Here is a 20,541-nt window from a genome sequence, read left to right as displayed (position 1 = left end):
AGCAAAAATTGACCGTTATGTCAATTTCAAATTTCTTCTCGCGCCAAATTTTCAAAACGCGCATATTCCTTTACGAAAGCAAGCCTAATTGTTCCTGTCGGACCATTTCTTTGTTTAGCAATATTTATTTCCGCAAGCCCCCGATTCTCTTCCGTAGGATTGTAATACTCTTCTCGCAGAAGTAAAACCACTACGTCTGCATCTTGTTCAATGGCTCCTGACTCACGCAAATCAGATAATTGTGGCCGATGGTCAGCTCTTGTCTCTACTGCCCGAGAGAGTTGGCTTACCGCTATCACGGGTATACCCAATTCCCTTGCCAGAGCTTTTAAGGAACGCGATATCTCTGCAATTTCCTGTTGACGATTTTCTATATTAGAAGGTCCCCTCATTAACTGAAGATAATCTAAAATAAGTAGCTGAATATCTTTAGTAGATTTAAGTCTCCTCGCCTTGGCTCTTAACTCCAAAACAGAAATAGCAGGTGTATCATCAATAAAAATAGGAGCCTCGGAAAGTTTTCCTGCTGCATTAGTTAATTTGGGCCAATCCGATTGAGTAAGAAATCCTGTTCTTACCTTGTGTGCATCAACCCTTGCATGAGCACAGAGCATGCGTTGCACAAGCTGTTCTTTAGACATCTCCAAGCTAAAAATTGCCACAGGTTTCTTCTCCGCAATTCCTACATGTTCGGCAATAGAGGTCACAAATGCCGATTTCCCCATTGAAGGCCTTCCTGCAACAACAATAAAATCAGAAGGTTGAAGTCCTGCAGTTGTAATATCAAATTCTATAAAACCCGTAGAAATTCCTGTAATATTTGCTTTCCTTTGATAAAGGTTATCGATGGTTTCAATACTACTCTTTATAATCTCTTTTATAGAAACAAAACTCCCCTCTACTTTGTGAGTGGCAATTTCAAAAATAGAAGATTCTGCTTGGTCAAGAAGCTCATCTGCATCTGTAACAGACTCATAACAATCGTTAATGATCCGGGTTGATGCATGAATTAAACTTCTTAAAATATATTTCTCTTTAATCATCTTTGCATAATAACCTACATTTGCAGATGTAGGCACAAGAGAAGCAAGGCTGGCTAAATAAGCAGGCCCTCCTATTTCCTCTAAAAGATTTGCTTTCTTTAAGGCATCCGCTACTGTAACTACATCTATTGCCTGATTGTTATTAAATAACTGAGCAATAATCTGAAAGATTTTCTTATGACTGTCCTTATAAAAATATTCGGGCTCTACTTTTTCAATGCCCATCGCCACTGCCTGTTCATCAATAAGCATCGAACCCAAAAGAGCCATTTCCGCCTCTATGTTCTGCGGTGGCATTCTATCCAGACTTATCTCTTTTTCGTTCATCATACTATACTAAAACCAAATATCAAAATTTTGCACTTATTTCTTAACCACCCATACCTTCGCCTCTACAGAAACTTCAGAGTGTAATTTTATGGGAACATAAAAAATTCCTACCTCTTTAATGGGTTCGTTCAATTCAATCATCCGCTTATCTAACTTTATCCCCATTTCTTCATAAGCTTTAGCAATATCGTGATTAGTCACTACCCCAAACATCTTGCCATCTTCTCCTACTTCTACCGTAATAGTGCAGGAGGAATTTTTTATCTTATCCGCCAGCGAATAAGCTTCCCGTTTCTCTTTCTCTTTTCTTCTGTTCAGTTCTTCCTTCTCTTTTTCAATCAACTTAAAATTACTTTCAGTTGCTTCAAAAGCAAAACCTTTCGGGATTAAATAGTTTCTGGCATATCCATCTTTTACAATAATAATGTCTCCAAATTTACCAAGTTTATCTATATCTCTCCTTAATACAATTTTCATTTTACTCTCCTATAAAAGGAAGAAGAGCCATAATCCGTGCTCTCTTTATTGCCTGACTTATTTTACGTTGATGCTTGGTGCAATTGCCGCTGATTCGCGTAGAAAGTATCTTACCTCTTTCGGAAATAAATTTCTGCAAGAATTCTACATCTTTATAATCAATGTCTTTAACTTTATTTCTACAAAAACGGCAATACTTCTTACGTACAAACCCGGTTCTGATTATTTTTCTAACTGGTTTAGCCATATCCCTCCTTTTCTAAAAGGGAGGATTCTCCTCCTCGACAATCTCTTCTTTTCCCCCGTCTGCATGAGCCGTAGCAGCACTATTTATACCTTCTTCATTTACAACCTCTACCTCTTCCTTGGGCGTTCCTAAGAATTGAACACGCTCTGCCACTACATCTAAACTATTCTTTTTCTCACCTCCTGCTTCCCAACTGCGATATTGGAGTCTACCCTCCACAAAAACAAGTCTTCCTTTGGCAAGATATTGATTGCAACTTTCTGCCTGTTTACCAAAAACCACTATTCTCACAAAACAGGCTTCTTCTTTCTTCTCTCCTGAAGAATCTGTAAAACGACGGTTGACTGCTATTCCAAAATTTACCACCGCTGTTCCTGTGGGAGTATAGCGTAATTCTGGGTCGCGGGTTAGGTTTCCGATTAAAAAAACCTTATTTAGACTCGCCATTCTACCTCCTCTCTTAATCCTAATTCCTTTCCTGAGAAATAATCATCACTCGCAAAACGTTCTCATTCAATTTCCAGTTTTTCTCTATTTCCTTGAGTGAAAGAGGATCTGTTTTAAAATTTGCCAGAAGATAAATCCCTTCCTTAAATTTCTTAATCTTGTAGGCAAGTGGTCTCTTTGTCCATTTTTCAAAACCGACTATCTGACCATTATTGTTAGTAATTGCTTGCGAAAGACGTTTAATTTCTTTCCCTAAAGATTCGTCATTCAAATCTGGGCTTACCAAAATCAGGGCTTCGTAATTTCTCATCATCATCTCCTTTACTTTTCCTTTACTTTTAAATTAGTTAAATCTACTCATTGTTTTTTCTAAACCATTTTTTAGAAAAAAGAAAATCACTTCTCTAATAACTCCCAGTATCTTTTTAATCTCCCTTGCATCGGAAGGAGTAAATTTTTCCAAAACATACTTTGACAAATCTTCTAATCCTGGTTTACCTATCCCTATCCTTAAACGCGGAAAATCCTGCGTTTTTATTTCCCCAATAACTGACCGCAAACCCAGATGTCCTCCGTCGGAGCCTTTTTGTCTTATTCTAATCTTTCCCCAAGGTAAGTTTATATCATCACAGATAACAAGCATATCTTTTACATTAATGCCTTTCTTATTTACAAAGTCAACTACCGCTCTACCGGAAAGATTCATGAAGGTCAAGGGTTTCATTAAAAAAATTTTTTCTTTATCAAACTCAAACTGTCCCCATTCAAATTTATTTGCTTTTTTTAACTTAATTTTAATTTCCTTTGCCAACTCATCAATTACTAAAAACCCCAGATTGTGCGGAGTATGTTTATATCTCTCACCAGGATTACCCAGTCCTACAACTAACTTCATAAATATAAAATAAATAAAATTTACACATCCGACGATTAATAGAGAACAAAATAAAACCTATTTTTTCTCTTCCTCTCGCTTGCCCTTCTCTGGAGCTTCTTCCTCTGTCTCTGGTTTCTTCTGCTTAATCACCTCTGGTTCAACAAGTTCCTCTTCCACTTTTTCTTCTATCTTCTCTTCTTTGGGCATACTTACAGTAACAACCATTTGTTCAGGATTGGTAAGGACCTTTACCCCTTCGGGGATTCTTAAATCCTTTACATATACAGAATGTCCCAGTTCCAACTGAGTAATATCTACCTCTATCTTTTCGGGGATACTGGTAGGAAGACATTCCACTTGTATTTCCCAAATGAGATGTTCTAATATGCCTCCATCTCTCTTAACTCCTAAAGATTCACCTACCAGAGCAATAGGAACATTAACCACAATGTTCTCGGTAAGAGAAATCTGTTGTAAATCCACATGAAGTATTTCATCCGAAAGGGGGTCTTTCTGAATATCTTTGATAATCACCGTCTTAACATCCTGCGTTCTGCCTTTTTTAACAGAAGGAGAACCCTTATCAATTTTTAAAGATATTATTACATTCCCTCCCAGAGAAGTATGCAAAATTTTCAGTAGGTCCTTTTTATTCAGCTGAAGTAGGACATTTTCTTCGCCCCTCTTATATACTACTCCAGGAACCCACCCTTCTTTTCTCAAATTTTTAACTTTTTTACCTTTTACCTCTCTAGATTTTGCCAATAGACTTACTTCTTCCATTATTCCTCCTTATTCAAACAAACAACTTACTGATTCCTCGTGATGAATGCGTTTAATTGCCTCTGCTAAAAGCGGCGCAATGCTTAATACATGAATCTTAGGATGCTTTTTTTCGTTAGCGAGTGGGATAGTATTGGTAACCAGTAATTCTTCTAAGGGAGAATTATCAATCTTTCTCACCGCATCTCCTGAAAGAACGGCGTGCGTAATTGCACCATAAATCTTTTTTGCTCCCGCCTTCTTTAAGGCAAAACTTGCCTCTATTAATGACCCCCCTGTAGCAATCAAATCATCCACAATCACCGCATTTTTCCCTTTGACCTCACCTAGAATATGCATTGCCTCCGTTGCTTCGGGACTTATGCGGCGTTTGTCTACAATTGCTAGTCCTGCTGCAAGCCTTTTTGCATAAGCACGGGCCATCTTAATCCCGCCCACATCGGGGGAAACTATCACTAAATCTCTCATCTTCTCTTTTCTGATATACTCTTCAAATACCTTTACCGCAAAAAGATGGTCTACAGGGATATCAAAGAACCCCTGAATCTGTCCTGCATGGAGGTCTATAGTCAAAACTCTATCCGCACCAGCGGTGGTAATGAGATTAGCTACCAATTTTGCCGTAATAGGAACGCGCGGTTGGTCTTTTCTATCCTGACGGGCATAACCAAAGTAAGGCAAAACCGCAGTGATACGCCGTGCAGAAGCCCGACGAAGAGCATCAATGATAATGAGAAGCTCCATCATATTATCATTGGTAGGAGGGCAAGTAGGTTGAATAAGAAAAACATCCTTGCCTCTTACGTTTTCATTAACCTTAACCCTAATCTCTCCTTCACTAAAACGAGAAACCAGCATATCGCCTAAGGAAATTTTAAGAATCTTACAAATTTCTTTTGCCAAAAGGGGATGAGCATTTCCTGTAAAAAGCAAGAGCTCATTAGCCATATTCACTCCTTTGTTAAAATCTTTGCGGGAACTCCCACTACAGTTTTGCCAGGAGGAACATCTCTATTCCTCGTAACCACTGTTCCTGCACCTGTAACTGCTCCTTTACCTACCTTAACGGGAGAAATAAGGATTGTTCCGCTCCCAATAAATGCTTTATCGTAAATAATAGTTTTATTTTTCTTCTTGCCATCAAAATTAGCTACGATTGTCCCTGCACCGATATTAACATCTTTACCTACACAAGTGTCTCCCAAGTAAGTCAAATGTTTCGCTTTACTAAAGCTATCCATCCTCGTTCTTACCAACTCTACAAAATTTCCCAATTCTACATTATCTCCAATTACTGTTTTTTCCCTTAAATGACAAAATGGACCAACTCTGCAATTTCTCCCAATAGAAACCCCTGACTCAATCACAGTAAAAGGAAAGATAATTGTATCTTGACCAATTTCCACTCCTTCTCCAATATAGGTATTTGAAGGGTCAACTATTGTAATCCCTTCATCCATCAGTCTCTTAACCATTCTTTTATTAAGAACTTTTTCCGCCCTGCTCAAATCTTCACGTGTATTAATACCCAAAAGCTCTTCGTTGTCTTCTATGCATAGTGTAGAAATTTTTTCTCCTTCTCCTGCCATTAAACCAATTATGTCCGTAAGATAATATTCCTTTTTTCTTGGATTGAGCTTTATTTTTTTGAGGTATCGGAATAGTAAAGAACCCTTAAAACAATAGATTCCGCTATTTACCTCTTCTATTCCACTCAGACCTTTTTCCAAATCCGTTTCTTCACAGATTTTTATAACTTTGCTATTTTTATCACGCAATATTCGACCATAACCCCACGGTTCCTGAATATTAGCCACCAAAATTGTAACTGTAGAATTCAAAGATTGATGCTGTTTTACTAATTTTTGTAGCGTCGCTTCCCTTACTAAGGGAACATCTCCTGAGATAACAAGTATTGTTCCTTTGAAATCTTTTAAATAAGGTTCGGTAGTTAATAAAGCATGCCCTGTTCCCAACAAGCTCTTCTGGACTATTATTTTTACCTCTTTAAGATAGGGTAATAATGTTTCTTTTTTATACCCTAACACTACAAAAATTTTATTTACCCCTATTCTCCTTAAAGTTTCTATGGGATAATTAATAAGTGGTTTTCCCCAAAGAGAATGTAGCATTTTGGGGAATGCTGATTTCATCCTCACGCCTTTACCCGCTGCCAAAACTACTCCTACAACCTTATTCATCTTGTATTATTATCCATTAGTCTATTACGTTATTTTGCATTTCCTGGGGAAGGAGGATTCGAACCTCCCCTAACGGCTCCAAAGGCCGGTGTGCTACCACTACACAATTCCCCAATCTATTTTAAAAACTAAATCCTCCCCACGAACTTCTTTTAGGATGGAATAATGAGGCTTAAAATTAATTATTTAAGAACTCTTAGCCTGCCTTAATCTCTTTCTCGTAAGCCTCCAAAACCTTTTTCTGAAGATATTCCCTGAACTCCTGAGTGATGGGATGGGCAATATCTCGATGCTCTGTCTGGCGCTCGAAAGGAGTCCTATCGGAACTAACCGGTTGTTGGGATTCTAAAGCTTGTCCGCATTGGTTACAAAACCGGCTGTGTATGGCATTATTATGACCACACTTAGGACAGAGGAATTGAATTTTGCGCGAGGGCATAGCTACAAAGAGACCCTGTTTACCTTCAATAACTTTTATATTCCTCACTACAAATACATTATCAAAAGTAACTGTTGCATATGCTTTCAACTTACGATTTGCTTTATCCCTGCTTTTTAAAAGTATTCTTACCTCTGTAATCTCCACGGAACTACCTCCTTTTTTACCTCCGTCTTTACCCAAAAGACAGACAATCTGTTGAAGCCACAAAAAACTCTCCTCTCTTTTTAAGCCTTCGTAATTCCTTCCTTATTCCATCCGCCTCCTTTCTTTCTGAATATATACCGAAAACTGAAGAACCACTTCCCGACACCAAAACCCCTTTTGCCGAAGTAGAAAGCAATTGTTTCTTCCAGAAATAAATAGAAGGATACTTCTTTAATACTACCGGTTCTAAACTATTAAAAAGTGCATCTTTTATGCTCTCTAAGTTCCCTTTATTCAAGATATCTATTAAAATTCTAACACTCGGAATTTTTTTTGTCAAGCCTATTTCATCAAAAGCCTTTTGAGAGGCAAAGGATGCATAGATTAGCGGTGTGGATACAGAAAATCCAGGATAAACTACAAGATGCCATATCCGCAAATTTAAATTTAAAGGCCGGATATCTGCTCCTCTGCCATAACCCAACGCAAATTTCTCTCTCGAAAGGAAGAAATTAACATCCGAGCCTAGAATTTTACCCCATTTAAAAAATTTTTTATTCTCTATACCTAACTCATAAAGACGATTTAATCCTAAGAGAACACTGGCAGCATTACTTGAACCTCCTCCCAAACCTCCCCCCACTGGAATCTGTTTAAAAATCCTAATTCTCACCCCCAGATTTTTACTTAACTTCTGAGAAAGAAGCAAAGCAGCTCTATAAGCAAGATTATTTTTTGATAAAGGAATTTTTCTGCCGTAAGATGAAATTTCTATTTTTTTGTGAGATTTTTCGAGGATAATGTAATCAGCAAGGTCTATACGCTCAAAAAGAGTAACGATCTCATGATACCCATCTTCTCTCCTCTTGATTACTTTGAGATAAAGATTAACTTTGGCGGGAGATTTTATTTCCAATTTGCGCATCTGTACAAACTACTTTGCAAATATCTTTCTTGCTTTACAAACAATATCTTGAGGAGTAAGGCCATATTCCTTCAACAAATCATCGGGACTACCCGACTGACCAAAACAATTCTGTATACCAACCCGCAAAACAGGAATAGGATAGTTTTCGCTCAGAAACTCCGCAACCGCTGACCCCAGTCCACCCGTAACCATGTGCTCCTCGCAGACAATGAAGCGTTTTGTGCGTTGAGCATATTTAAAAAGAGTATCTGTATCCAAGGGTTTTATCGTATGCATATTTAACACGGTAACTTTTATATTCTCTTTTCTTAGCATCTCTGCTGCAGTTAAGGCTATATTAACCATAATTCCGCAGGCAACAATGGTCAAGTCTTCCCCTTCACAAAGAGCATAAACCTTACCAATTTCAAACTTCCCCTTATTTTCTATGGTGGGAAATTTTGCTCTGCCCAACCTAATATATGCTGGTCCTTCTTTCTCTGCTACTGCTATTACCGCCTCTCTTGTTTCTGGCCCATCACAGGGAACAATTATCTTCATGTTTGGAATACAGCGCATAATCGCAATGTCTTCTATTGCCTGATGAGTTGCTCCATCTTCCCCTACGGTTATTCCGGCATGAGAAGCAACGATCTTCACATTAAAATTATTGTAGCAAATGCTATTACGCACCTGATCCCAAGCTCTGCCGGTCGCAAAGAGTGCAAAAGTAGAAGCAAAAACTATCTTTCCACAGCTTGCAAGCCCAGCGGCGGTTGCCATCATATTCTGCTCTGCTACTCCGAAATTAAAAAACCTTGTAGGGAATTCTTTTGCAAATAAAGAAGTGCGTGTAGAACTTGAGAGGTCTGCGTCCAGAACTACAACATCCTTGTTCTTTCTACCCAATTCTACTAAAGTCTGACCATAAATATCGCGTTGATATAATAACTCACCCATTTCTCGTTTAACTGGTTTTGCTCACGAAGTTCGTTCTCTTTGTTAATAAAGACGAATTAAACAACTGTAACAGAAATAGCAAGCACAACGGAACATTATTTTAGTTCTTCAAGGGCCTTTTTTGTCTCTTCAGGATTAGGAGCTCTTCCGTGAAAATCCACAGTATTTTCCATGAAAGAAACTCCTTTGCCTTTCACGGTTTTAGCAATGATTACCGTGGGTTTACCTTTCACTAACCTTGCCTCTTCATATGCCGAAAGCACCTCTTTAATGTTATGTCCGTCGATTTCAATAGTATGCCAGCCAAATGCTTTCCATTTTTCTTTCAAAGGTTCCAGATTCATAATATCTTTTACTTTACCATCTATTTGAAACCCGTTATAATCTAATATCGCACAGAGATTATCACATTTATAATGGCTTGCAGCCATAGCTGCTTCCCAAACGTTTCCTTCTTGCATCTCTCCATCGCCCATCAGACAATAAACCCGATAATTAAGCCCATCCAGCTTGCCTGCTAAACTCATTCCCAAAGCTACCGAAAGCCCTTGTCCCAAAGAACCACTCGCTACTTCAATCCCTGGAGTTCTTCGGTCAGGATGACCTTGAAGAACCGATCCCAATTTTCTCAGGGTAAAAAGTTCTTGGGGAGGGAAATAACCACATTCTGCTAAAACAGCATACAAAACAGGACAACTATGGCCTTTAGAAAGGTGAAACCTATCCCTTTCGGGCCAGCGGGGATTTTTAGGGTCATGCTTTAAATAAACGAAGAAAAGAGAAACGACCAACTCTGTAGAAGACAAAGAACCACCAGGATGCCCTGAACCTGCTTTGGCAAGCATTTCGATAATCGTCCTCCTAATCTTCTTGCATTTTTCTTCTAAGTCTTTAATAAACTGAGGAGAGCATATTTCGCCCATTTCCTAACTCCCAACTCCCAAAAAATTTTTATAAAAATCCTTTAAATTTATTCCTCCAAATTTAATATTGCGAATTCTGCAACCATTCATCTGATATTTTGCAGTTTGTCCAATTTCTCCTTCACCTTTACCTGCTCAATGTCTAACTCCAGAGATTTTCTCCAAGCATCGCCTGCCTTATCCAAAAGACCTTTGTCAAAATATATATCCCCCAGATGGTCTAAAATTACCGGATCGGTAGGAAGAAACTCAACTGCCTTTTCTATGTGATACAACGCTTTATCCAGCATCCCTTTTTTATAATAAACCCAACCCAAGCTGTCCATATATGCTCCATTCTCCGGATCTTGTTTAAGTGCACGGTTAATCAAATCAAGTGCCTCATCAAGATTAACTCCTTCTTCTGCATAAATATACCCAAGATAATTTAAAGCTTCTGCATTTATAGGATCAAGTTCTATCGCTTTCTTCAAATATTTAATCGCTTCTTCTTTTTTATCTCTCTCCTCATAGAGCGCTCCAAGATAAAAATATGCCCGCGAATGCTCTGAATTTAGTTCTATCGCTTTGAGATAAGCGGATTCTGCCGCTTCCTGCTGACGGTCGACATTATATGCGATACCAAGCAGAAAATAAAACTCATCATGCCTTAAGCCTATATTCTTCGCGAGGGCATTTTCCAGAAGTCCGATTGCTTCTTTATATTTCTTTTCCTGAATATAAAGAATTCCCAGTTCCAAATACCCATTGATTTCCTCGGGATAGTCATTGATAATTCTCAAGTACTCCTCTATTGAATCTGCAACTTGCCCATTTTTTAATAAAACTTGAGCAAGTAAATAATGAATTTTTATGTTGCGGGGTTCTAATTGAAGTGCTTTCCGATAGTTATCAATTGCTGAATTATTCTCTCCTTTCAATTCATAAAGCACACCCAAGCTCAAAATAGCCTGAACATAGTTTGGTTCTAATTCTAAGGCTTTCTCCATCTGGGAAATTGCCTGGTCCATTTGATTAAATCGTGCATACAGTATCCCTAAATTAAAATGCAAAAGTGGGGATTCTTCCCTCGCCTCGATTAATCTTTTGTATATTTCAATTGCTTCCTGGGTTTTTTCTTGACCAACATAAAGGTCAGCCAGAGAAGTAAGGGCAAGTAAATCACGCGGATTTAATTTTAAAATCTCTTCATACTCCTGAGCTGCCTCCATGATTTTTCCTAAAGAGGTATAGAGAAGAGCAAGGATAAATCTTACTTGAACATCTTCAGGCTGATGTTGCAAAACCAGTTGAAACTCCTTTATCGCCTCACCTATCTCGCCTTTTTTCAAAAAACATGTCGCTAAACGTGAATGTATATACGCATTCTTAAAATCGTATTCTAATACCTTCTTATATTCTTCTATTGCTTGACTAAAATTATTCTCATTTTCATAGAAGATGGCTGCTAAGTAATGGGCATAAATAAAATATTCCTTACTACCATCTATAAATTCCTGAGAGATATTTTCTGTTTTCCTAAATTCTTCTCCTTTACGTAATTCTTTAGATGCACATCCTAAGAAAATTATAGATAAAATAAATATCCTAAGTAAAAAAAACACCCTTTTCTTCACACTCTTGAACCTTTGTATTTATGTGAAGCTAAAAAACTACCACTCTTTCTTTCTGTGGCGGAGTGCTCTTCTTCTCTTTTTTCTCTTATGGGTCTTAATTTTTCTTAACTTACGCTTCCTTCCACAGGGCATCTTCCTCACTCCTTTCGTTATCCGGAAGTCCACACTTGAACCATTTACAACTAAGAGCAATAAATACAAAATTATTTTACAACAGGGAAATGGTAAAAGCAAGAAGATTCAACTTTTAAATTATTTATTTTGCAAAGAAAAACTATAGAAAGAATAAACCAACAAGTGCTTCTCTTCAGGAGGTAGGTATTTGTTATTTAGAATTCAAAAACACAAGACACTAATTTTCCTATACATACCTCGAGAATAGAACTTTTTATCATATCTCTAAATCTAAAAAGAATTGTTTCAGCGCTTCTAAATTAGAAACACTTATGCCTCCGATAGAAACAATATTTCCCAATACATCTCTTTCAATACCAATTTCTTTTTTAATTACCCTTCCTCCAGCGATTATGCGATAGATTACTGCACAATTAGGATGTCCCTTAGTAAAGAGGTCTAAGACAAAGAGCACTTTTTCCCAATAGAGAGAATCGCCTCTAAGAGCCTGTTCAATACCCCTTAGCAACTGTATTCTTGTATCAAAAAAACACATCTCTACAACGGTGGCAAAATCCTCTTGAGAGTTCTTATTTCCAAGCTCATAAGCAAAATGACCATCATGAATTGACCTGCTATATAAATCTAAAAATGCCTTGTTCTGAAAATAGACGTTATCTATGTGGTGTGCCAATTCGTGAAAAATTACCTGTAGAAGAAATGCAGGATTTCTTCTTAAAATATGCATATAGATAGTGGCGGTTTCTGTCCAGTGGTTATATTCTCCACTTCTTCCGATATCTGTAAACTCTTTAATGATAAACCCACCAAAATCTACAAAAAAATCAACCGGTACATTGCACATGAGATTATAAATTGCCTCCCATTCTAATTGTTCTAAGGAACTTACTAAATCTTCTTCCTCCCAAACAATCAATCCAAACTCTTGCCAAATAAGCGCTGAATAACGTCCTGTTTTACCAAAATAATAATCTTTTATTGTTTCGATAATATCATAAAATGATGCTATATTCTTTACAACCTTCTCCAAAAGTAGAACAAAAATAAGAGGAGCTTTCTCAAATAGGCAAGAAACACTTTCTTTACCTAAATGGTTAATTAACTCCTCTAACTTATCAATGCTAAGCACATTTATTGCTTCTATTATCTGGTTTAAGAGATACGGTTTTTCTGAGAATAAACGAAAAATGTTTTCTTCCCCAAGAGAATCGATTAGATACTGAAAATTGTCTCTTCCTAGAGAATCAATACTTTTTATTGTGGAAACAACATCCGCAGGGTAATTCAAAAAAACACCAGAAAACACATCATTGCCTAAATACTCTCTTAGATACCTGATGAGGCTAATGAATCTCTCTACGCTCAAGGAATTTATTGTTTCTATCAATAAGGAAAACTCACAATTGGATTCTGTAAATAAACGAGAAATTATTTCCTTTCCTATAACATTAACAACAATTTCAAAATTTTCTCTGCCCAAATCCGCTATTAATTCTATAGCTCTGGCTAAACCATAAAGGTTAAACAATGCTACTTTAACAACATTTTCTTTCCCCAAAACATCAATTACTGCTAAGCAATTTTCTATACCGAAGGCATCTATTGCCTCTATTAGCAAATAAAAATCATAAGGGCTTTCTCTAAACGCCTTAATAATATTATCCCTGCCTAAGAAGTTAACGAACTCTCTAAAATTAACTGTTGAAAGGAAGCCAATTGAATCTATCGATTGTATAAAGAGGTAAGGACTCTCCCTAAATATCCAAACAACATTATCACTGCCTAAAATATCAACTAAATCTTTGGCTATCGTTTGGAATTTATTTATGCCTAAGGAATTTATACTCTCTATCAGAATAGAAAATTCCGTAGGATCTCTAAGAAAAACTTCAGAAACAACCTCTGCGCCAAATAACTTATTAAGTTCGTCAATTATTATTTTTTCTGCGGTTTCGTCGGAAAGAGGAATCTGGATAGAGCTGGGTTCTAAAGTGGCCACAGAATACTCATCTTCTAGAAACATTACTGCCCCAACCGATGATATAGAAAATAACACGGAAAAAAATAACGAAAATATTGTAATTAGCCAGAAGTTTTTATCTGAGCTTACCATTTTTCCCCCATGCCTTTTTCGCAAATAACTTTTTTTATTAATATATACCATATCTTTTCTACCTTGCCAAGCCCAAGACACATATAAACTTTTTTTGTAATTACAAAATCATTTTCTTATAACACAAAAATAAAATTTTCCTTATTCTCAAAGGATTTTTGGGAGTTGGGTTTATTTCTTATATTTTTTCAATAAATAACTTTATTCAAAGGGTATTCGATAATCCCTTCAGCGCCCAAGCGCTTTAGCTGAGGAATCAAATGGCGTACAACCTCCTCATCAACAATAACTTCAATTGCTACCCAGCCGGGGAGAGTAAGTTTAGAGACTGTGGGGTTACGCATTGCCGGAAGAATTTTAATAATCTTTTTTAGATTCTCTTCTTTGACATTCATTTTTAAACCTACTTTGGTTTCTGAATTAATTGCCCCTTGCAAAAGAAGGGCAATTTGTTCCATCTTATTTCTTTTCCATTTATCCTGCCAGCTTTTATAATTGGCAATAAATTTAGTGGTTGATTCACATATGGTGGTAAGTTCTCTCAACTTATTTGCTTTTAGACTCTTTCCTGTCTCGGTAAGTTCTACTACCGCCTCCACTAAACCTTGAGCAACTTTTGCCTCTGTTGCTCCCCAAGAAAATTCTACCAGTGCTTTTACCCCTTTTTTTTCTAAAAATTTTTTAGTTACCTTGACCAACTCTGTAGCTATCTGCTTGCCGTTAAGGTCTTTTAAGGTCTTTATGGATGAATTTTCTGGAACGGCAATCACCCAGCGTACCGGTTTTAAAGACTGTTTCGCATAGATTAATTCACAAATTTCCTTAACATGAGAACCATTTTCTTGTATCCAATCTCCGCCGGTTATCCCGCAGTCGAGGTCAGTCTCCACATAACGCGCTATCTCCTGTGCTCTTAAAAGAACAGGCTCAATCTCGGGATCGTCAATGGAAGGGAAATAGGAACGCTCCGAAAGAGCGATTTTAAAACCTGCCTTTTTAAAAAGATAAAAGGTTGCTTCCTGAAGACTCCCTTTGGGTAAACCTATTTTTAGCTTTTTTACCATACCCATCCTCTTTCCTTTCTTTTTAGCAATTATTTTAATCCCCGGCTACCCAACTTAACAGCGGGGATATTTTCTTTACAAAGGGGACAATTCTGTTCAGTATAATTCTTTATAGGAATTTTAACCAAATATTCAAAACGGTCTTTAAAAACTAATTTTTCACTGGAACGGTCAACGATTGAAGAAACTCCAATTAGCCTTGCTTCACTTTCTTTTATCAAACCAATTAACTCTTCTACAGTGGAACCGGTAGTAATTACATCCTCTATCACTAGTACTCGGTCGTTCTTAGTAAGGGTAAAACCTCTCCTTAAAGTCATTTTCCCCTCTTCTCTTTCTGCAAAAATTGCTCTTGCACCTGTGGCTTTGGCTACCTCCTGCCCCAAAACAATTCCCCCTACTGCCGGAGCAAGTACAACGGTAATCATCTCCGTTCTAAACTTATCAGCAATTGCTCGCGCCAGCCATGCTGCATACTTCGGATACTGAAGCGTCAAAGCACACTGAATATATTTATCTGAATGTAAACCACTGGAGAGAATAAAATGACCGTTTAGAACTGCACCTGTCTTTCCTAAAATATCCAAAACCTCTTCTTTAGTCATTTTTACCCCCTTCTTTGAGAATTTCCTCTTCTTCTCTCAATAAATCCTCTATCTTCTCTGCCTCTTTCAAAGGATTATTTGCTTTCAGTATTGGCCTTCCTACCACAATATAATCTGCTCCTGCTCTGATCGCTTCTTCAGGAGTAGATATCCGTTTCTGGTCATCAGAAGACATTTTCTTCAAGCGTATCCCTGGGGTAATAATCAATGGCTTTTCTCCAAAGTTTTGTCGAATCATCCTTGCCTCTTCAGAAGAAGAAACTATACCATCCAAACCAGCTTTAAGTGCCAAACGAGTAAGGTGTAATACTTGCATATCTACACCTCTTCCTATGCCCAGTTGCAGAAGGTCATCGTGTTCTAAGCTGGTAAGCACCGTCACTCCTAAAAGAAGTGGGCGGTTCAATTTCTCCTCCTTAGCAACCGCTCTTGCCATATCTAAAGCACGCTTCATCATCCAGAAACCTCCTTGAATATGAAGCGTAAGCATAAACACTCCTTGCAAGGTAGCAATTTCTACCGCCTTCGCTACTGTATGAGGTATATCGTGGTATTTCAAATCTAAAAAAACTTCTCCTCCTCTTTTTTTTATACATTCTATAACTTTGGGTCCACAGGCAGTGAATAGCTGCGCTCCCACTTTAAAAATTTTCACTACAGGATAAAGAATTTCTACTGCCTTCTCGGCTGCGGCAATCTTTTCCATATCTAAAGCGACAATAAGACGGTTAGTAATCTGTTTTTTCATTGTCTTGCTTATTAGAATAAATTAATCAAATTTAACTTAAATTTTTATTGTCCCTATAATTTCCTTTATGTTTCTCAACTTATGTTTTTCTAGATATGCCTCAATGCCTTCCAGGATCTCTTTGGCAATCTGAGGATTAACAAAATTACCTGTTCCTATAGCCACGCAAGTTGCTCCTAATATAAAAAACTGCAAAGCATCGTATGAGGAAACAATACCGCCCATTCCAATAAGAGGTAAATTAACTGCCTTCTTCACCTTATGAACCATGTATAAAGCGAGGGGTTTAATTGCCGGCCCACTTAATCCTCCATAAAAACTCCCCAGTTTTGACTTTTTTGTCTCGATATCGATGTCCATGCCAAAAAAAGTATTCACTAAAGCCAAGGCATCTGCTCCGGCATCAAAGGCAGCCTGAGCAATGGGAACGATGTTTGTAACATTGGGGGAAAGTTTAGCAATAACTGTCTTATCTGTAGACTCTCTCACCGCTTTAACTACGCCGTAGGTAAGATAAGCATCCTGAGCAAAGAGACATTCCTCTTCAGACTCTACATTAGGGCAGGAGATGTTTATTTCTAAAGCAGAAATCTTCTTTTCTTTATCTAATCTTTTTGCCAATAAACCATAATCCTCAATACGTTCTCCGGCAATACTTACAATAATCGGAATTTCAAATTTAGAAAGAGCGGGTATTTCTTCTGCCAGAAAAAAATCTATACCTTTATTCTGCAAACCGATGGAATTAAGTACTCCAGATGGCGTCTCTACTATCCGCGGAGGAAGATTTCCTTGGCGGGGTTTGAGAGTAAGGGTTTTTGTTACCAATGCACCCAAACAATTACTCTTAACCAACTCCTCATAATCATCATCAAACCCAAATGTTCCCGAAGCAACCAAAACCGGCTTCTTCAGCTTTAATTTCCCAATCTCTACAGCAAGTTCTACTCCCAAATAATCTCCTCTAAGTTAAAAACTGGCCCCTCTTTACAAACCCTTTTATAGCCCTCGGTAGTCTTTACTACACAACCAAAACATCCTCCTAAACCACAGGCAATATTTTCTTCTAAAGAGCCAAAACACAAAATTTTAAACATATTAGCAATTTTTTTAATTTCTTGCAACATTAAAATTGGACCAGCAGAGTATAAGGTGAACGGTTCAGAGTCTACGGTTAACAGAAAATCCTTTAATAAATCGCTAACTAAACCTTTAAAACCCAAGGAGCCGTCTTCGGTGGAAATCTTTACTTCATCGCACAAACTTCTAAGTTCCTTTTCGCAAAGAAGATAATTTTTAGTTTTTAATCCTACAAAAGCAATAATTTTTAATTTTGAATTCTGAATTTTGAATTCCGCTAATTTTTCTGCAAGAAAAAGTAGTGGAGCTATTCCTATCCCTCCTGCTACAAGCAAATAAGTCCTTGGCACACTGGTATCTGCCTCTAGTGGAAGGGGAAAACCCTTTCCTAAAGGGCCAATAACATCTAGAAACTCTCCCTTTTTTCTTTTTGCTAAAAGCTCTGTTCCTCTTCCTCTTATCTTATAAAGAATCTCAACCTGGTATACAGGTGCTCTGGTGTTCGGATGCACTATTCTGTGTATGCTAAACGGTCTTCTCAATAAAGGATTTAAACCTTCGTGCACCCGGATGTGCATAAATTGTCCGGGCTGGGATTCTTTAACCATCTCTGGTACTTCTAAAACGAGCCTCGAATGCTCACGAGCAACTGGGGTATTAGAGATAATTTTTGCTTTAATATTGACCATCTAACTCCTTAACCAACCACTTTCTACCCAGGTCTATTTTTGGCACCTTGGACAAAAATAGGTTCCTCTTCCTCCCAGAGTAATTCTTGTTATGGGAGTTTGGCAGATAAAACAAGGCTTATCCTCACGGTCATAGACTTTGTGGTATTTTACATATTCTCCGGGCTCACCGGATAATTGTAAATATTGGTCTACTGATGAACCTTTATACTTTATTGCCTCATTTAATGTGTCTTTTATCTCTTTAAAGAGTAATTCTTTTTCTTTTTCGGACAAAGAATTTGCCTGCCTTTGGGGATTAATCTTTGCTCTAAAAAGTGCTTCATTTGCATAAAGATTCCCTACACCAGAAATAAAAGTCTGGTCCATTAAAAGCACTTTAATATTTTTTTTCTTATTAGAAAGCATTCCCTTAAATTCTTCAACAGTTAAATCAAATGGTTCAGGACCTAATTCTTGAACAAATTTTAAGTTCCGCCAGTTGTCTACCAAACGCAGTTCACCCAAAATCCTCTGGTCACGATAGTCTAAAAATTTTCCATCAGAAAGTTTAAAACTTATTCTTGCCTTATCTGGTTCTCCAGGGTAAATCAGTTGTCCAGTCAACTTCAAATGGATACATAAAGATTTTCCGGTAGATAATTCTAAGATAAGAAGTTTTCCCTTTCTTAAAACATTTTTAATAACCGCTCCTTTTACTTCTTTAACAAATTCTTCTTTTTTTGGCTCTTTAATAACTTTAGGGTTATTAATAATCACTTCTGTAATCCGCTTCTCTAATATAATCCTTACGAGTTCTTTTTTTATAGTCTCAACTTCGGGTAATTCAGGCATCCCCTTGCTCCCTTCCTCGCTCAGAGTCAAGAATTAAAATTGCAAAACCACGGCTCACTTCCCATCACAAACAGCAATTTACAAACATTTAAATTTTTCTCACCTGCCCGCGGGCAGGGATTTTGGATTTAGGAATTCGAGTTTTAAATTATCTTCACCCAAACTTCTCTCTGTCTTGGCCCATCTCCTTCACAAAAATATACCCCTTGCCAGCTTCCTAAACAGAGTTCTCCATTTTCAATAAAAATTGACAAAGACGGTCCTATAAGGGTGGCCTTTGCATGACTGTCGGCATTACCTTCAGCATGAGCATAATTACCATCTTGGGGAATAAGTTTATTCAACACATTTATTATATCATGCCTTACCGAGGGATCAGCATTTTCATTAATGGTAATCCCCGCAGTAGTATGAGGACAAAAAAGAAAACAAATTCCTTCTTTTATGCCGCTTTTTCTAACCAAACTTCCTATCTTTTCGGTAATATCCACCAAATCAACCCTTTTTGTCGTCTTTATAATAATCTTCTCCATATCAAACTTCCGCATTTCGTGTTTTACCGCCCAACTTTTTGGGCGAACCTAGCCCCTAAAGGGTGCGGATTTCGAATCTATTATCCGGTGATATTCTTGCAATGATTTTACTCCCAATTCTTTCTTAAGCATCGCCTCTATTCCATTTACCGTTGCCTGAGCTCCAGAAATAGTAGTAGTATAAGGAATGTTGTGCAAAATTACCTGGGAACGAATTCTTAATTCATCCTTGCGAGGAACTCTCCCTGAAGGAGTATTAATTACCAATTGAATTTTACCATCTTTAATCAAATCTAAGACATTTGGTCTTCCTTCTGCAATCTTTGGCAAAACTTGTACTTTAATTCCATTCTTTTCCAACACTTGGGCTGTTCCTGAAGTGGCATAGATTTTAAATCCTAAATCCTGTATTTGTTTAGCAATAAAAACAATGTCTCTTTTATCTCGGTCGCAAACAGAAATAAAAACGGTTCCTTTTCTGGGAAGATTTTGTCCGGCGGCCAATTGGCTTTTTATATAAGCACGCCCAAAATCACTATCTATTCCCATTACCTCTCCCGTGGATTTCATCTCTGGACCAAGAATAATATCCACTCCTGGAAAACGGTTAAAGGGGAAAACCGATTCTTTAACAGTTATATATGGGGGAATAACCTCCTCTGTAAATCCCAAATTTTTCAGTTTTCTTCCCAACAAAACTTTTGTTGCCAATTTTGCTAAAGGAACTCCCACTGCTTTAGAAACGAAAGGAATTGTCCGGGAGGCACGGGGATTAACTTCTAAAACATATACTTTATTCTCCTTAACTGCATATTGCACATTCATCAATCCTTTTATATTTAACTCCTTTGCCATTTTATAGGTAGCGGTTCTTATTTTATCTAAAATATCTTTGGATAAACTATAAGGAGGAAGCACCATGGCAGAATCTCCAGAATGAATTCCTGCATATTCAATATGCTCCATAATGCCTCCGACAACAAAAGTTTCTCCGTCTCCAATCATATCTACGTCCACTTCAATAGCATCTTCTAAAAATTTATCAATTAAAACAGGATGCTCGCCGGAAACTTCTGCAGCCTCTTTAATAAATTTCTCTAAGGTTTCTTCATCATAAACAATTTCCATTGCTCTACCACCTAAAACATAAGAAGGTCTTACTAAAATTGGATAACCTATTTTTTTTGCTATTTTTTTTGCTTCATCAAAAGAAAAAGCAGTTCCATTTGGTGCTTGATGAAGTTTGAGAGTTTCCAGTAGTTTAGCAAATCTTTTTCTGTCTTCTGCTATATCAATAGAATCAGGACTTGTTCCTAATATTCTAACTCTATTTTTCATCAAAG

General features: G+C 37.4%; 23 protein-coding genes and 1 tRNA gene. All 24 read right to left on the bottom strand.

Translation table 11 applies throughout. The features are described from left to right. Positions 1–26: 26 nt before the first annotated feature. Entirely contained in the window at positions 27–1,373 is a 1,347-nt protein-coding gene (gene dnaB / locus NC818_02225; protein ID MCM8783581.1) for a replicative DNA helicase, read from the bottom strand. 33 nt (positions 1,374–1,406) lie between these two features. Then, positions 1,407–1,850: a 50S ribosomal protein L9 gene (gene rplI / locus NC818_02220; protein MCM8783580.1), complete on the bottom strand. Its 444-nt coding sequence runs from the start codon at positions 1,848–1,850 to the stop codon at positions 1,407–1,409. 1 nt (position 1,851) lies between these two features. Beyond that, the gene (gene rpsR / locus NC818_02215; GenBank protein ID MCM8783579.1) at positions 1,852–2,097 is read right to left on the bottom strand and encodes a 30S ribosomal protein S18; all 246 of its coding nucleotides are present in this window, start codon (positions 2,095–2,097) and stop codon (positions 1,852–1,854) included. 12 nt (positions 2,098–2,109) lie between these two features. Beyond that, positions 2,110–2,544 (bottom strand): single-stranded DNA-binding protein, encoded by a 435-nt coding sequence (ssb, locus tag NC818_02210; protein MCM8783578.1) that lies wholly within the window; start codon positions 2,542–2,544, stop codon positions 2,110–2,112. 19 nt (positions 2,545–2,563) lie between these two features. Next, positions 2,564–2,854, bottom strand: a complete 291-nt coding sequence (rpsF, locus tag NC818_02205) for a 30S ribosomal protein S6 (protein ID MCM8783577.1) — start codon at positions 2,852–2,854, stop codon at positions 2,564–2,566. Between the two features lie 33 nt (positions 2,855–2,887). Continuing rightward, positions 2,888–3,439, bottom strand: a complete 552-nt coding sequence (gene pth / locus NC818_02200) for an aminoacyl-tRNA hydrolase (GenBank protein ID MCM8783576.1) — start codon at positions 3,437–3,439, stop codon at positions 2,888–2,890. A gap of 57 nt (positions 3,440–3,496) precedes the next feature. Further along, entirely contained in the window at positions 3,497–4,204 is a 708-nt protein-coding gene (locus NC818_02195) for a 50S ribosomal protein L25 (GenBank protein ID MCM8783575.1), read from the bottom strand. A 9-nt stretch (positions 4,205–4,213) separates the two neighbouring features. Continuing rightward, entirely contained in the window at positions 4,214–5,152 is a 939-nt protein-coding gene (locus NC818_02190) for a ribose-phosphate pyrophosphokinase (GenBank protein MCM8783574.1), read from the bottom strand. Positions 5,153–5,154: 2 nt separating this feature from the next. After that, positions 5,155–6,405: a sugar phosphate nucleotidyltransferase gene (locus NC818_02185; GenBank protein MCM8783573.1), complete on the bottom strand. Its 1,251-nt coding sequence runs from the start codon at positions 6,403–6,405 to the stop codon at positions 5,155–5,157. A gap of 43 nt (positions 6,406–6,448) precedes the next feature. Next, positions 6,449–6,519 (bottom strand) — tRNA-Gln (locus NC818_02180). Positions 6,520–6,601: 82 nt separating this feature from the next. After that, complete coding sequence (locus NC818_02175) at positions 6,602–7,054, bottom strand: septation protein SpoVG family protein (protein MCM8783572.1); 453 nt, start codon at positions 7,052–7,054, stop codon at positions 6,602–6,604. Continuing rightward, on the bottom strand, positions 7,020–7,916 hold the full coding sequence (gene ispE, locus NC818_02170) for a 4-(cytidine 5'-diphospho)-2-C-methyl-D-erythritol kinase (GenBank protein MCM8783571.1): 897 nt from the start codon (positions 7,914–7,916) through the stop codon (positions 7,020–7,022). The genes NC818_02175 and ispE overlap by 35 nt, the downstream gene beginning before the upstream one ends. A 9-nt stretch (positions 7,917–7,925) precedes the next feature. Continuing rightward, positions 7,926–8,858 carry a transketolase family protein gene (locus NC818_02165; protein MCM8783570.1) on the bottom strand — a complete coding sequence of 311 codons (933 nt, stop codon included), beginning with the start codon at positions 8,856–8,858 and terminating at the stop codon, positions 7,926–7,928. Positions 8,859–8,953: 95 nt separating this feature from the next. Continuing rightward, on the bottom strand, positions 8,954–9,781 hold the full coding sequence (locus tag NC818_02160) for a transketolase (GenBank protein MCM8783569.1): 828 nt from the start codon (positions 9,779–9,781) through the stop codon (positions 8,954–8,956). Positions 9,782–9,867: 86 nt separating this feature from the next. After that, the gene (locus NC818_02155; protein MCM8783568.1) at positions 9,868–11,385 is read right to left on the bottom strand and encodes a tetratricopeptide repeat protein; all 1,518 of its coding nucleotides are present in this window, start codon (positions 11,383–11,385) and stop codon (positions 9,868–9,870) included. A gap of 403 nt (positions 11,386–11,788) precedes the next feature. Further along, positions 11,789–13,555 carry a hypothetical protein gene (locus tag NC818_02150; GenBank protein ID MCM8783567.1) on the bottom strand — a complete coding sequence of 589 codons (1,767 nt, stop codon included), beginning with the start codon at positions 13,553–13,555 and terminating at the stop codon, positions 11,789–11,791. 278 nt (positions 13,556–13,833) lie between these two features. Then, entirely contained in the window at positions 13,834–14,709 is an 876-nt protein-coding gene (gene hisG / locus NC818_02145) for an ATP phosphoribosyltransferase (GenBank protein MCM8783566.1), read from the bottom strand. A gap of 29 nt (positions 14,710–14,738) precedes the next feature. Beyond that, entirely contained in the window at positions 14,739–15,314 is a 576-nt protein-coding gene (gene pyrE / locus NC818_02140; protein MCM8783565.1) for an orotate phosphoribosyltransferase, read from the bottom strand. Beyond that, on the bottom strand, positions 15,307–16,062 hold the full coding sequence (pyrF, locus tag NC818_02135) for an orotidine-5'-phosphate decarboxylase (protein MCM8783564.1): 756 nt from the start codon (positions 16,060–16,062) through the stop codon (positions 15,307–15,309). Before pyrF ends, pyrE begins: the two co-directional genes overlap by 8 nt. A gap of 36 nt (positions 16,063–16,098) precedes the next feature. Next, complete coding sequence (locus NC818_02130; GenBank protein ID MCM8783563.1) at positions 16,099–17,016, bottom strand: dihydroorotate dehydrogenase; 918 nt, start codon at positions 17,014–17,016, stop codon at positions 16,099–16,101. Beyond that, positions 17,007–17,831, bottom strand: a complete 825-nt coding sequence (locus NC818_02125; protein MCM8783562.1) for a dihydroorotate dehydrogenase electron transfer subunit — start codon at positions 17,829–17,831, stop codon at positions 17,007–17,009. Before NC818_02125 ends, NC818_02130 begins: the two co-directional genes overlap by 10 nt. A 33-nt stretch (positions 17,832–17,864) precedes the next feature. After that, positions 17,865–18,665, bottom strand: a complete 801-nt coding sequence (gene mutM / locus NC818_02120; protein MCM8783561.1) for a DNA-formamidopyrimidine glycosylase — start codon at positions 18,663–18,665, stop codon at positions 17,865–17,867. 143 nt (positions 18,666–18,808) lie between these two features. Continuing rightward, on the bottom strand, positions 18,809–19,213 hold the full coding sequence (locus tag NC818_02115) for a secondary thiamine-phosphate synthase enzyme YjbQ (protein ID MCM8783560.1): 405 nt from the start codon (positions 19,211–19,213) through the stop codon (positions 18,809–18,811). A 33-nt stretch (positions 19,214–19,246) separates the two neighbouring features. Beyond that, the coding region (locus NC818_02110; protein ID MCM8783559.1) for an ATP-grasp domain-containing protein at positions 19,247–20,541 on the bottom strand (1,295 nt) is incomplete at its 5' end.

Source organism: Candidatus Omnitrophota bacterium (assembly GCA_023819145.1).
Lineage (GTDB): Bacteria > Omnitrophota > Gorgyraeia > DTHP01 > DTHP01 > JBFWKV01.
Note: the sequence above shows the minus strand (reverse complement) of the source record. Positions and strands in the feature narration are given on the sequence as shown.